12 protein-coding genes are annotated in these 13428 nt (G+C 67.6%); all 12 read right to left on the bottom strand.

All coding sequences use genetic code 11. The features are described 5' to 3' along the window. Position 1: 1 nt before the first annotated feature. Entirely contained in the window at positions 2-1195 is a 1194-nt protein-coding gene (metK, locus tag E3O50_RS06510; RefSeq protein ID WP_134560070.1) for a methionine adenosyltransferase, read from the bottom strand. Between the two features lie 46 nt (positions 1196-1241). Further along, the gene (gene coaBC, locus E3O50_RS06505) at positions 1242-2456 is read right to left on the bottom strand and encodes a bifunctional phosphopantothenoylcysteine decarboxylase/phosphopantothenate--cysteine ligase CoaBC (RefSeq protein ID WP_134560068.1); all 1215 of its coding nucleotides are present in this window, start codon (positions 2454-2456) and stop codon (positions 1242-1244) included. 37 nt (positions 2457-2493) lie between these two features. Beyond that, complete coding sequence (rpoZ, locus tag E3O50_RS06500) at positions 2494-2751, bottom strand: DNA-directed RNA polymerase subunit omega (RefSeq protein WP_134448746.1); 258 nt, start codon at positions 2749-2751, stop codon at positions 2494-2496. A 53-nt stretch (positions 2752-2804) separates the two neighbouring features. Further along, positions 2805-3725, bottom strand: a complete 921-nt coding sequence (gene gmk, locus E3O50_RS06495) for a guanylate kinase (RefSeq protein ID WP_134448747.1) — start codon at positions 3723-3725, stop codon at positions 2805-2807. After that, entirely contained in the window at positions 3718-4587 is an 870-nt protein-coding gene (pyrF, locus tag E3O50_RS06490) for an orotidine-5'-phosphate decarboxylase (protein ID WP_322140826.1), read from the bottom strand. Before pyrF ends, gmk begins: the two co-directional genes overlap by 8 nt. Next, positions 4584-7871 carry a carbamoyl-phosphate synthase large subunit gene (gene carB, locus E3O50_RS06485; RefSeq protein WP_134448748.1) on the bottom strand — a complete coding sequence of 1096 codons (3288 nt, stop codon included), beginning with the start codon at positions 7869-7871 and terminating at the stop codon, positions 4584-4586. Before carB ends, pyrF begins: the two co-directional genes overlap by 4 nt. Further along, positions 7871-9007, bottom strand: a complete 1137-nt coding sequence (gene carA / locus E3O50_RS06480; protein WP_134448760.1) for a glutamine-hydrolyzing carbamoyl-phosphate synthase small subunit — start codon at positions 9005-9007, stop codon at positions 7871-7873. The genes carB and carA overlap by 1 nt, the downstream gene beginning before the upstream one ends. Before the next feature lie 103 nt (positions 9008-9110). After that, positions 9111-9659 carry a hypothetical protein gene (locus E3O50_RS06475; RefSeq protein ID WP_134448749.1) on the bottom strand — a complete coding sequence of 183 codons (549 nt, stop codon included), beginning with the start codon at positions 9657-9659 and terminating at the stop codon, positions 9111-9113. After that, positions 9652-10992: a dihydroorotase gene (locus E3O50_RS06470; RefSeq protein ID WP_134448750.1), complete on the bottom strand. Its 1341-nt coding sequence runs from the start codon at positions 10990-10992 to the stop codon at positions 9652-9654. Before E3O50_RS06470 ends, E3O50_RS06475 begins: the two co-directional genes overlap by 8 nt. Then, a complete protein-coding gene (locus tag E3O50_RS06465; RefSeq protein ID WP_134448751.1) occupies positions 10993-11943 on the bottom strand; it encodes an aspartate carbamoyltransferase catalytic subunit in 951 nt (316 codons plus the stop codon). Continuing rightward, positions 11940-12482 carry a bifunctional pyr operon transcriptional regulator/uracil phosphoribosyltransferase PyrR gene (pyrR, locus tag E3O50_RS06460; protein WP_134448752.1) on the bottom strand — a complete coding sequence of 181 codons (543 nt, stop codon included), beginning with the start codon at positions 12480-12482 and terminating at the stop codon, positions 11940-11942. Before pyrR ends, E3O50_RS06465 begins: the two co-directional genes overlap by 4 nt. An 81-nt stretch (positions 12483-12563) precedes the next feature. Then, a partial coding sequence (locus tag E3O50_RS06455; protein WP_134560066.1) for an HNH endonuclease signature motif containing protein occupies positions 12564-13428 on the bottom strand: 865 nt, incomplete at its 5' end.

Here is a 13428-nt window from a genome sequence, read left to right as displayed (position 1 = left end):
ATCAGATCCCGGAGGCGCTTCTCAGCTCGTCGACGCGGTCCAGCCTCTCCCAGGTGAACTCGGGGAGCTCGCGACCGAAATGACCGTATGTCGCCGTCTTCTGGTAGATCGGGCGGAGCAGGTCGAGGTGGTGGATGATCGCGGCCGGTCGCAGGTCGAAGACCTCGCGGATCGCCGCGGTGATCTCCTTGTCCGGCAGTGCCCCTGTTCCGAAGGTCTCGACGTAGAGCCCGACGGGCGCTGCTTTGCCGATCGCGTATGCGACCTGGATCTCGAGCCGTTCGGCCAGCCCGGCTGCCACGGCGTTCTTGGCGACCCAGCGCATCGCGTAGGCGGCGGAGCGGTCGACCTTGGACGGGTCCTTGCCGCTGAAGGCGCCACCGCCGTGACGGCTGGATCCGCCGTAGGTGTCGATGATGATCTTGCGGCCGGTGAGTCCGGCGTCGCCCTGGGGGCCACCGATCTCGAAGCGGCCCGTCGGGTTGATCAGCATGGTCAGGCTCGAGGAATCGAGTTCGACGCGGGACAGCACCGGGCGGATCACGAGCTCTTCGACCTCGGCGCGGAGACGCTCCGTCGTGACGGAAGGGGCGTGCTGGGTGGACAGGACGACGGTCTCGACGGTGCGCGGGATGATGCCGTCGTAGCCGATCGTGACCTGGGTCTTGCCGTCGGGGCGGAGGTAGTCGAGTTCGCCGGACTTGCGGACTTCGGCGAGGCGTTCGGCGAGGCGGTGCGCGATCCAGATCGGGATCGGCATGAGCTCGGCGGTCTCCCGGGTGGCGTAGCCGAACATGATGCCCTGGTCCCCGGCACCCTGGCGGTCGTAGTCTTCGGCACTCGCCTGTTCGCGGTGCTCGAAGGCGTCGTCGACGCCCTGGGCGATGTCGGGAGACTGGCCGCCGATGGAGATCTCAACGCCGCAGGAGCGGCCGTCGAACCAGACGTCGGAGGAGTCGTAGCCGATGTCGGTGATGCACTTGCGCACGATCGACGGGATCTCGACGTACGCTTCCGTCGAGACTTCGCCGGCGACGTGGACGAGGCCGGTCGTGACCAGGGTCTCGACGGCGACGCGGCTGTTCGGGTCCTCGGTGAGGAGGGCGTCGAGGATGCTGTCGGAGATCTGGTCGCAGATCTTGTCCGGGTGACCTTCGGTGACGGATTCGGAAGTGAAGAGGCGAAGATCGCTCATCTGGCCTGTCTCTGTGTCGTTGGTAGAAAAGTATGGATGGAGGGGATCAGCCGAGTCCGGCGACCACAACGTCAAGGATGCGTCCGGCCACCGACATTTTTGTCCCCGCGGCCTCCGCCACTATAACTCCGGCAGAATCGAGGATCCGAACCTCGTTACGTTCCGCGGCGAACCCTTCGGTCCAGCCGACCCTGTTGAGAACAAGGTAGTCGCAGCCCTTGCGCGCGAGCTTCTCGCGGCCGAGGGAGAGGAGCCGGTCGGGGTCCGCCTCCGTCTCTGCCGCGAATCCGATCACGAGCTGACCGGTGGTCTTCGCCGCGGCGAGGCCCGCGAGGATGTCCGGGTTCCTGACGAGTTCGAGGGTGAGGGTGTCCCCCTCGTCGTCTTTCTTGATCTTGTCGCCGCGGACCGTGGCCGGGCGGTAGTCCGCGACCGCTGCGGCCATGATGACGGCGTCCGCGCCCGCAGCCGCGTCGGTCACGGCGGACTGGAGTTCGAGTGCGGTGCCGACGAGGCGGGTCTCGATGCCCGCGGGTACCGGGATCTCGAGGTTCGCCGCGATGAGCACGACCGACGCTCCCCGCGCGGTGGCGGCTTCGGCGAGGCGGACGCCCTGCTTGCCACTCGATCGATTGCCGAGGAAGCGGACGGGGTCGAGGGGTTCCCTGGTGCCGCCGGCTGTGATGACGATGCGCCTGCCGGAGAGGTCTCTGGCCGGGGTTCCCGGGTGCAGGGCGGCGAGGGCCGCAGCGACGATGACGTCGGGTTCTTCCATCCGGCCGGCACCGGAATCCGATCCGGTCAGGCGTCCCACGCCGGGGCCGACGACGATGACGCCGCGGTTCCGGAGGGTCTGCACGTTGTGCACGGTCGCCGGGTTGTTCCACATCTCGGTGTGCATCGCCGGGGCGATCACGAGTGGCGCGGTGCTCGCGAGGATCGTATTGCCGAGCAGGTCGTCGGCGAGGCCGGCCGCGAGCTTGGCGATCGTGTTCGCCGTCGCAGGGGCCACCACGATCAGGTCCGCCGACTGCCCGATCGCGACGTGGCGTACTTCGGCGACGCCCTCGTAGAGGTCGGTGTGCACCGGGTTCCGGGAGATCGCCTCGAGTGTCGGCCTGCCGACGAAGCGCAGGGCCGCTGGGGTCGCCACCACGTGGACGGAGTCCCCGAGCAGCACAAAAGCGCGCACGATGTTGACCGCTTTGTACGCGGCGATGCCGCCGGTGATACCGACGACGATCGTGCGTCCTTGCGACATCCTGCGCGCTTCTGGTGTGCTTCTGGTCTGCTTCGTGTTACTCGACGATCGGTCGGGAAACGAGCTTGTCTTCGTTGATTTCGCGGAGGGCGACGGAGAGCGGCTTGTCGTCAACGGTCGAGTCGACGAGCGGTCCGACGTTGTCGAAGAGGCTGCCTTCGTGCAGGTCAGCGTAGTAGTCGTTGATCTGACGAGCGCGCTTGGACGCGAAGATCACGAGCGCGTACTTGGAGTCGACCTTGGTGAGCAGGTCGTCGATGGGCGGGTCAATGATACCGGTGGGCTTGTTGGCCAAGGTGGCACTCCTTCAGAGCGTTTGCGGCGAGTAGACGGATAAGTCGGAGTGCGTTAAAGCAGCGAGGGTGCTTTACGCAGATTCATCAAGTCTACGACTTCCCGGGCCGCCACATTGACCTCCTGGTTGACTACACGGAAATCGAACTCGTCCTGGGCCGCCAGCTCGAGCTTCGCGGTCTCCAGGCGGCGTGCCTGTTCCGCGGGGCTTTCGGTGCCGCGGCCGATGAGGCGGCGCACCAGTTCATCCCAGCTCGGCGGAAGCAGGAAGACCATTCGCGCTTCGGACATGGCCGCGCGCACGGAGCGTGCGCCCTGAAGGTCGATTTCGAGGAGGACGCTGTGTCCGCTCGCGAGTGCCTGTTCCACGGGCTCGCGAGGGGTCCCGTAGCGGAAGGCATTGTGGACGACGGCCCACTCGAGCAGCTCCCCCGACGCGACCATGCGGTCGAATTCGGCGTCGGAGACGAAGAAGTAGCTCTTTCCTTCGACTTCGCCCGGCCGCGGGGCACGGGTCGTCGCCGACACGGAAAGATGCACATCGGGGTAGTTCTCGCGGATATAGCCGGCGACGGCACCCTTACCGACCGCCGTCGGCCCGGCGAGCACGACGAGGTGTGCGTCGGTGGATCCACGACGGGACACGGTCCGGTTCGCGAGGAATTCGCGCAGGCGGTCGCGCTGGTGCTTGCCGAGGCCGCCGAGCCGTTTGGACGGCGAGATCTCGAGCTGGGTCATGATCCGGCGCATCTTCGTGACACCGATGGCCGGGATGCTGACGAGGAACTCCGTCGCGCGCAGGCGTCCTTCGACGCCGTCCGGATGCTCGATGGCGGCAGAGAGCACGGCAAGCGGCGTGCGCTTCCCTGCTGCGATCTCGGCCTTGACCGCTGCGCGCGCTCGGCGCGCTGCCACGGCTGCGCGCGATGCGGCAACCCGATCGACGTCTGGTGGGGTAGGGCGATTCTCAGCCACGGGCCGCTCCTGCTTCAAGTACTCGGCGTGCGATCGCCTGTCCGATTCGTTCCGGGCCTGCTGACAACACGCTACGAGATTCACTCACTATTACGGAATGAGCGTACCCCCCAAAGAGGTTTCCCAGATCAGCGACATGCGCACCCTGGTGACCAAATCCGGGAGCGAGGATCGGGGTGGCTCCTCCGACGGGTGCAACCGAGAGGTCGAGGCCGAAATCGGCGAGGTCGAGTGTCGCACCGAGCACGACGCCGATCGAGCCGAGCCGACCCGTTCCCCCCGCCCTCGCGTTGCGTTCGGCGACGTCGTCGAAGACGGCACGGGCCACTGTGGCACCGGCGTGCGGGCCGTCGGGGACGCGGGCGCGCTGGATGGCGCTCGCCTCCGGATTCGAGGTTGCCGAGAGCACGAAGAGCCCCTTGCCCGCAGCGGCGGCCCGTTCGAAGACGGGCTCGAGCGAACCGACGCCCATGTACGCGTTGACGGTGATCGCATCCACTTCGAGCGGGGAACCGGGGGTGAGCCAGGCCTCACCGTACGCAGCGACGCTTGTTCCGAGATCGCCGCGCTTCACGTCCGCGATCACGAGCAGTCCTGCTGCGTGGGCATCCGCGAGCACGCGTTCGAAGGCGAGGTACCCCCGCGACCCGAAACGCTCGTAGAAGGCGAGCTGGGGCTTGATGAGGCCGACCCTGCCTGCGCACGCGGCGACGACGAGACGCCCGAAGGTCTCGGCGCCGTCAGCGGTGTCCGGCAGGTTCCAGTCCGACAACAGCCAGGCGTGGGGGTCGATACCCACGCAGAGCTGGCCCCACCGGCCGAACGCGGCCTCGACGCGGTCGCCGAACGTGGAGTCGATCACAGGGCGGCTTCCCGCGTGAGTGCATATTCCTGGAGCGATGTCACCTCGAACCCGCCTCGAATCGCGTCGATGGATGCGACGGCAGCGCTGAGCTCCGCGATCGTCGTGAACAACGGCAGGTCCGCGGCGACGGCCGCCGCCCGGATCTCGTAGCCGTCGGCACGGGCGGTGCGACCGCCGGGGGTGTTGATGACGATCTGAACCTCTTCGCGGCGGATCAGCTCGACGATCGACGTGTCTTCCTCATCGTGCTTCTCGCTGAACTTCGTGACGACCCTCGCGCGGATTCCGTTGCGCTGCAACACCTCCGCGGTGCCCTCCGTGGCGGCGATCTCGTAGCCGAGCTGCTGCAGGCGCAGCATCGGCAGGATGATCGCACGCTTGTCGCGGTCGGAGACCGAGACGAACACGGTTCCGCTGAGCGGGATTCCACCGTACGCGGCGAGCTGGCTCTTGGCGAAGGCGCGGGGGAAGTCACGGTCGATGCCCATCACCTCTCCGGTCGAGCGCATCTCCGGGCCGAGCACGGAATCGACGACGTGGCCTTCCGGGGTGCGGAACCGGTTGAAGGGAAGCACGGCCTCCTTCACGGCGACCGGCGATTCCATCGGGACGCGGGAGCCGTCGATGAGCGGCAGCTTTCCACTCGCCTTGAGTTCGGCGATGCTGGTTCCGACCATGATGAGCGCGGCGGCCTTGGCGAGGGTGATCCCGAGAGCCTTCGCGACGAAGGGCACCGTGCGGGAGGCCCGCGGGTTGGCCTCGAGCACGTAGAGCACGCCGGCCCCGATGGCGAACTGCACGTTGAGCAGGCCGCGCACGCCGATGCCCTGCGCGATCCCGAGGGTGGCCTCGCGGACCCGGTTGATCTCGGCACGGCCGAGGGTCACGGGTGGCAGGGTGCAGCTCGAGTCACCGGAGTGGATGCCGGCTTCCTCGATGTGCTCCATGACGCCGCCGATGTACAGCTCGGTGCCGTCGTAGATCGCGTCGACGTCGATCTCGATGGCGTCGTCCAGGAACCGGTCGACGAGCACGGGGTGCGACGGGCCGATGATGCCCTGGCCCTGCATCCGCTCGAAGTAGTCGGCGAGGGACAGGGAATCGTAGATGATCTCCATGCCGCGGCCGCCGAGCACGTAGCTCGGGCGGACGAGGACGGGGTAGCCGATCTCCTCAGCGACGACGACGGCACCGGTGAAGTCGGTGGCGACGCCGTTGCGGGGGGCGAGCAGGCCGGCCTCGTCGAGGATCTTCGAGAACAGGCCGCGCTCCTCCGCGAGGTCGATCGCGGTGGGCGAGGTGCCGAGGATCGGGATTCCCTCCGCCTCGAGCCCCTTCGCGAGCCCGAGGGCCGTCTGGCCGCCGAGTTGCACGACGACGCCGACGAGTTCGCCGCTCTGGCTCTCCGCGTGGATGACCTCGAGCACGTCCTCGAGGGTGAGCGGCTCGAAGTAGAGCCGGTCGCTCGTGTCGTAGTCCGTCGAGACGGTCTCGGGGTTGCAGTTGATCATGATGGTCTCGTAGCCGGCCTCGGAGAGGGCGAACGAGGCGTGAACACACGAGTAGTCGAACTCGACGCCCTGGCCGATGCGGTTCGGGCCTGAGCCGAGGATGACGACCTTGCGGCGGTCGCTGGGGACGACCTCCGTCTCCTCGTCGTAGCTCGAGTAGTGGTACGGGGTCAGGGCGGGGAACTCCCCCGCGCAGGTGTCGACGGTCTTGTAGACCGGGCGCACGCCGAGGATGTGTCGGACCTTGCGGACATCCGCTTCGCCGAAGCCGCGGAGCTCGCCGATCTGGGCGTCGGAGAAACCGTGGTCCTTCGCGGTACGGAGGATGTCCATGTCGAGCCGTTCGGCGGCGGCGACGTCTGCGGCGATCTCGTTGATCAGGACGATCTGGTCGATGAACCACGGGTCGATCTTGGTGGCTTCGAAGACCTGGTCGATCGTGGCGCCCTTGCGGAGGGCCTGCTGAACGGTAACGATGCGGCCGTCCGTCGGGATCGAGGCAACCTCGAGGAGTTCCTCGAGCGTGCGGGTCTCCTCACCCCAGTGGAAGGACGATCCGCGCTTCTCGAGCGAACGCAAGGCCTTCTGCAGGGCGGATGCGTAGGTGCGGCCGATCGCCATGGCCTCGCCGACGGACTTCATGGTCGTGGTGAGGCGCGGGTCTGCGGCGGGGAACTTCTCGAACGCGAAGCGCGGGACCTTGACCACGACGTAGTCGAGGGTCGGTTCGAAGCTCGCCGGGGTGACCTGGGTGATGTCGTTCGGGATCTCGTCCAGGCGGTAACCGAGGGCGAGCTTCGCCGCGATCTTCGCGATCGGGAAGCCGGTGGCCTTGCTCGCGAGGGCGGACGAACGCGACACGCGCGGGTTCATCTCGATCACGATGATGCGCCCGTCGGCCGGGTCGATCGCGAACTGGATGTTGCAGCCGCCGGTGTCGACGCCGACGGCGCGGATGATGTCGATGCCGATGTCGCGGAGCTTCTGGTACTCGCGGTCCGTGAGGGTGAGCGCGGGGGCGACGGTGATCGAGTCACCGGTGTGCACGCCGACCGGGTCGACGTTCTCGATCGAACAGACGACGACCGTGTTGTCGGCCGTGTCGCGCATCATCTCGAGTTCGTATTCCTTCCAGCCGAGGATGGATTCCTCGAGGAGGACCTCGGTGGTCGGGCTCTGGTGCAGGCCGTCGCCGACGATGCGGCGCAGTTCCTCTTCGGTGTACGCGAATCCGGAGCCGAGGCCGCCCATCGTGAAGGAGGGGCGCACCACGAGCGGATAGCCGAGGTCTTCGGCGAAGCCGATGGCCTCATCGACGGTGTGCGCGATGTGCGAGCGGGCGACGTCTGCGCCGGCGTCGAGCACGAGCTGCTTGAAGATCTGGCGGTCTTCGCCCTTCTGGATGGCCTCGAAGGACGCTCCGATCAGTTCGACGTCGTACTTCTCGAGGATGCCGCGCTCGTGCAACTGGATGGCCGCGTTGAGCGCGGTCTGGCCGCCGAGGGTCGGCAGGATGGCGTCGGGGCGTTCCTTCGCGATGATCGTCTCGAGGATCTCCGGAGTGATCGGCTCGATGTAGGTCGCATCCGCGAAGTCGGGGTCCGTCATGATCGTGGCCGGGTTCGAATTGACCAGGATGACCCTGACGCCCTCTGCGCGCAGCACGCGGCAGGCCTGGGTTCCTGAGTAGTCGAATTCGCAGGCCTGGCCGATGACGATCGGCCCGCTTCCGATGACCAGGACGCTGTTGATATCGTCGCGCTTGGGCATTACTTGGCGTCTCCTGCTCCGGTGGCCGCCGTGTGGGCGGTCACCATGTCCCTGAACCGATCAAAGAGGTAGTTGGCGTCGTGCGGGCCTGCCGCAGACTCGGGGTGGTACTGCACGGAGAACGCGGGGATGTCGAGGCAGCGGATGCCTTCGACGACCTGGTCGTTCAGGCTGTAGTGGCTGACCTCGACGCGGCCGAAGCCGGTGCGGGAGTCGCTGACGCCTTCGATCGGCATGTCCACGGCGAAGCCGTGGTTCTGCGACGTGATCTCGACGCGGCCGGTGGTCTTGTCGAGCACGGGCTGGTTGATGCCGCGGTGGCCGAAGGGGAGCTTGTAGGTGCGGAAGCCGAGCGCCCTGCCGAGGAGCTGGTTGCCGAAGCAGATGCCGAAGTACGGCACGCCGGCGCGGAGGACCTCCTGCAGCAGGGTGACGTGCGCATCGGACGCCGCAGGATCACCGGGTCCGTTGGAGAAGAAAAGCGCGGTCGGATTGAGCGAGAGCACGTGCTCCGCCGTGACCGACTGGGGCAGCACGAGCACTTCGAAGCCGCGTTCGGCGAGGTAGTTCAGCGTCGACGTCTTGACGCCGAGGTCGAGCACCGCGACGGAGCCGATCCGTTCGCCCTTCGCCGGAATCTGGAACGGTTCGACCGTCGACACCTGGTCTGACAGGTTGCGGCCGCGCATGGGGGCGCCGCCGCGGACGAGTTCGAGCTGCTCGCCTGCCGACAGGTCGAAGGCGGGCCCGGAGAAGATGCCGCTCTTCATGGCGCCGGCCGAGCGGATGTGCCGGGTGATCGCCCGGGTGTCGATGCCGCTGATCCCGACGACCTCGTTGTTCGTGAGGTCCTCGTCGAGGGTGCGCGTCGAGCGGAAGTTCGAGGCGATCCTGGCCGGTTCGCGCACGATGAACCCGGCAACCCAGATCCGGGAGGATTCCATGTCCTCGTCGTTGGCCCCGGTGTTGCCGATGTGCGGGGCGGTCATCAGGACGATCTGGCCGGCGTACGACGGGTCGGTCAGGGTCTCCTGGTAGCCGGTCATTCCGGTCGCAAAGACGATCTCGCCGAGGGTCTGTCCTCGGCTGCCGTATGCGTGGCCGACGAAGCGCCTGCCGTCCTCCAGGACGAGCACGGCGGGAGCCGTGGTCGGCGTGGTGGGCGTGGTGGGTGTCTCCGGTGTCGTCGGTGTCGTCTCGTCGGGTGCCGCCTGGGCCTGGGCCTCGGTGTCGCTCACGCTACGCCTCGCTTTCGTCGTGCGCGTCCGGGTGCAGGGCACCCGCCGCTTCGGTTCGGATCGACGCGCTCACGCGGGCGCGGTCGGTGGGGTCAAGGATGCGGAAGTAGCTGTCGACGACCTGACCTGCGGCATCCGCTTGCGGCTGGAGGCGCCAGCGGAGCAGGAGCAGACCGCCGGTCTCGACGGCGCGGTCGATGGTCCAGGTGGCGTCCTCGAGTCCGGTGACGGCCGCCATCGGGATGAAGACCGGGTTCTCGCCGACGAGATCGAGCAGAACGCCGGTCCCGGTCACGGTGACCAGGGCGCGGGCCCGAAAGCCGAGGCCGCGGATGTTCAGGCGTTCGAGCTGTCGGCCTTCCCGTGTGGTCGCGACGTAGAACGCTTCGGCCGTTGCGAGCACGGCATCGGCCGATTCCGGTCCTGGGAGCGGGTAGCCCGCGGCCAGCGCGGCATCGCGGCGGGTGCGTGCACGCCAGCTTCGGAGCATGAGCGCGAGCACGGCGACGAGGACCAGACCGATCAGGATGGCGGGGATGGTGCTATCCATGCTGGGGTTCCTCTCGTCCGCCGAGTTCAGCGGGGGCCCTGAGGACCCCGTCGAGCACGGTCGCCGTGCCGCGGTGGAAGACGGCGACGACCCGACCGGGCAGGGTCATCGCGAGGTATGGCGAGTTGGTGCTCTTGCCGGCGAGGTCGTCCCTGCCGAACTCCCGGCTCGCTGCCGGGTCGTAGAGGGTGACGTTGGCGGGGGCGCCGACCTCGAGCGGCCTGCCCTGGCTCGCGAGGCGCCCGATCCGTGCCGGGGTGGCCGAGAGCACCCGGGACACGTCCCGCCAGTCGAGAAGTCCGGTGTCGACGACGGATGCCTGCACGACCGAGAGCGCGGATTCGAGTCCGACCATCCCGTTGGCGGCCGCATCCCATTCACAGTCCTTGGACTCGACGGGGTGCGGGGCGTGATCGGTTGCGACGATGTCGATCGTGCCGTCGGCGAGGCCGGCGCGGAGGGCGTCGACGTCTTCGCGGCGGCGCAGCGGCGGATTGACCTTGTAGCGGGCGTCGTAGCCGCGGACCAGGTCCTCTGTGAGGAGCAGGTGGTGCGGGGTGGCCTCCGCGGTCACGTTGATGCCGCGCGCCTTGGCCCAGCGGATCACGTCGACGGCGCCTGCTGTCGAGACGTGGCAGACGTGCAGGCGGCTCCCGACGTGCTCGGCGAGCAGCACGTCGCGCGCGATGATGGATTCCTCGGCGACGGCAGGCCAGCCGGCGAGGCCGAGTTCGCTCGAGAGTGCGCCCTCGTTCATCTGGGCCTTCTCGGTGAGGCGCGGTTCCTGGGAGTGCTGGGCGATGACGCCGTCGAAGGCCTTGACGTATTCGAGGGCGCGACGCATCAGCAGCGGGTCGGAGACGCAGAAGCCGTCGTCGGAGAAGACCCGGACCCGGGCGCGGCTGGTCGCCATGGCGCCGAGCTCGGCGAGCCGCTCCCCCGCGAGCCCGAGGGTGACGGCGCCGATCGGCTGGACCGTGACGTACCCGGCCCGTTCACCGAGGGCGAGTACCTGTTCGACGACGCCGGCGGTGTCCTGCACCGGCGAGGTGTTGGCCATTGCGAAGACGCTCGTGAAGCCGCCGATCGCGGCGGCCTGGCTGCCGGTGAGGATCGTCTCGCTCTGCTCGTAGCCGGGTTCGCGCAAGTGGGTGTGCAGGTCGACGAGTCCGGGAAGGGCGACGAGGCCGTCGGCGTCGATCACCGTCGCGCCGGCGTGTGAGAGCGCGGTGCCGATTTCCTGGATGCGACCGCCGAAGAGCAACAGGTCGGTGCGGGTGCCGTCGGCGAGGCTCGCGTTTCGGATCAGATAGCGGGTGGCCGTGTTGTTCATTTAGCTTTCCTCCCGGTCGCCCGACATGAGCAGGTACAGTGCCGCCATACGTATCGAAACACCGTTCGCGACCTGCTCGAGCACGGTCGATGCGGCCGAATCTGCAGCGGCTGAGGAAATCTCCAGGCCGCGGTTCATCGGGCCGGGGTGCATGACAATGCTAGTCGGCGCGAGCCGGGCGAAGCGCTCATCGTCGAGTCCCCAGCGCCGCGAGTACTCGCGGCTGTTGGGGAAGAAGGCCGCATTCATGCGTTCCTGCTGGATCCTGAGCATCATGATCACGTCCGGCCCTGCGTCGATCGCGTCGTCGAGATCGAAGCTCACCGCCGCCGGCCAGCCGGTCATGTCCATCGGGAACAGGGTGGGTGGCGCGACCATCGTGACGTCGGCTCCGAGCGTCGTCAGCAGCCACAGGTTGGAGCGCGCGACCCGCGAGTGCAGCACGTCGCCGACGATGGTCACCGTGACGCCGTCGAGGCCTTTGCCGCGCGACGCGGTTTTGTGCAGGCGACGGCGGATGGTGAACGCGTCGAGGAGCGCCTGGGTCGGGTGTTCGTGGGTGCCGTCCCCGGCGTTGATGATGCCGGCGTCGATCCAGCCGCTCGTCGCGAGTACCTGGGGGGCACCGGATGCCGGATGCCGGATCACGACGCCGTCTGCGCCGATCGCGGCGAGCGTCTGGGCGGTGTCTTTGAGGCTTTCGCCCTTCGAGACGCTCGAGCCCTTGGCGCTGAAGTTGATCACGTCAGCGCTCAGGCGCTTCGCGGCGGCTTCGAAGGAGATCCGGGTGCGGGTGCTGTCTTCGAAGAAGAGGTTCACCACGGTCTTGCCGCGGAGTGTCGGGAGCTTGCGCACCTCGCGCGTGGAGACATCCGCCATGTCTTCTGCGATGTCGAGGAGCGTGATGGCGTCGTCGCGACTGAGGTCCTTGGTGGAGAGCAGGTGCTTCATTCTGCGCTCCCCCCGTCGATGCTCACGAATTCGTCGCCGTCGACCTCGAGGAGGTGCACGTTGATGCGTTCCTCCGTCGAGCTCGGGAGGTTCTTCCCGACGAAGTCCGCGCGGATCGGCAGCGCCCGGTGGCCGCGGTCGACGAGGACTGCGAGGCGCACGATCGCGGGACGGCCGTGGTCGCCGAGAGCGTCAAGGGCCGCGCGGATGGTGCGGCCGGAGTAGAGCACGTCGTCGACGAGCACCACAGTCGCGCCGTCGATGCTCGCGGGTACGAGGGTGCGGGACGGTGTGCGGGTGCGGGTGTGGGCGAGGTCGTCGCGGTACATCGTCACGTCGAGGGAACCCGAACTCACGGGTGCCGCGGCGGGTTCGATCCGCTCGATGATGTCGGCGATCCGCCGGGCGAGTGCAACACCCCTGGTCGGGATGCCGAGGATGACGAGATTGTCCGGTCCCCGGTTGGACTCCAGGATCTCGTGGGAGATCCGAGTCAAAGCCCGGGTTATTTCAGCCTGGTTGAGCACAATGCGTGACAAAACGAAGGCCTCCTTCCCCGCCTCACCGGACGGTTGTTAAAGGATGGCTGTTACCGCTGTTCAGCCTAGCAGCAGCCCCGGTCATGCGCGGTTGGGTGGTCCGGTGAGTACCTGGTGTGCGCGGTGCCTGTTCGGTGGCCGCCAGAGTCGTTGCGGGTCGATCAACCCAGGGGCCCGCACTTGCGGTGAGCCTTTCACCATGCGGATCTCCCACCCCGAGGTGTCGATCGTGTGGTGGTGGAACCAGCAGAGCAGGACACCGTTGTCGACGTTGGTCGGGCCGTCTTTCGCCCAGGGCTTCACGTGGTGTACTTCGGCCCAGTGCGCCGGGGCTTTGCAGCCGGGGATGATGCAGCCGCCGTCCCGGGCGGTGATCGCCCGGCGCTGCGCCCGGTTGAAGTACCGTCGTTCCGGACCGAGCTTGAGCACCTCGTTGTGCTCGCCGAACAGGACCCCTTGGAAGCCGCCGTCGCAGATGCGCTGGTGCACCGTCTTCAGCGACACGGGGGCCTCGACGCCGTCGATCCACCCGACCCCGACCCCGGAGGCGAGGTCGGCGGCGTTCACGTGCACCATCACCGTCGGTGCCGACCCGCCCATCGACGGGGTGTCCGTGTCGCGGGCAGCGTGTTCGAACAGGGCCCGGAGGATGTCGGCGCGTTTCTCCCCACTCGTGCGGGTGTCCGCCCGGCGCTCCCGGAGCTCTGCTTCGATCACGTCCAGATCCGGGCCCGTGTCGGCGTCGGTTCCCGCTGATTCGGCGCCGGGGATCATCTGCCCCGAATCCATCAGGGCCTGTTCCTCGGCGGTGGGGAACGCCGGGCGGGCGTGGAAGCTGAGGAAGGCATCGAAGAGGGTGTTCATCACCCCGAACAGTTCCGGTGTCACTCCACCCTTCACCGGGTACAACCCGTTCTTGAGTTGTCCGAAGCCGATGTTGGACTTC

It is taken from the genome of Cryobacterium sp. MDB1-18-1 (genome assembly GCF_004402735.1).
Lineage (GTDB): Bacteria > Actinomycetota > Actinomycetes > Actinomycetales > Microbacteriaceae > Cryobacterium > Cryobacterium glucosi.
This window is presented reverse-complemented; position numbering and strand designations above follow the sequence as displayed.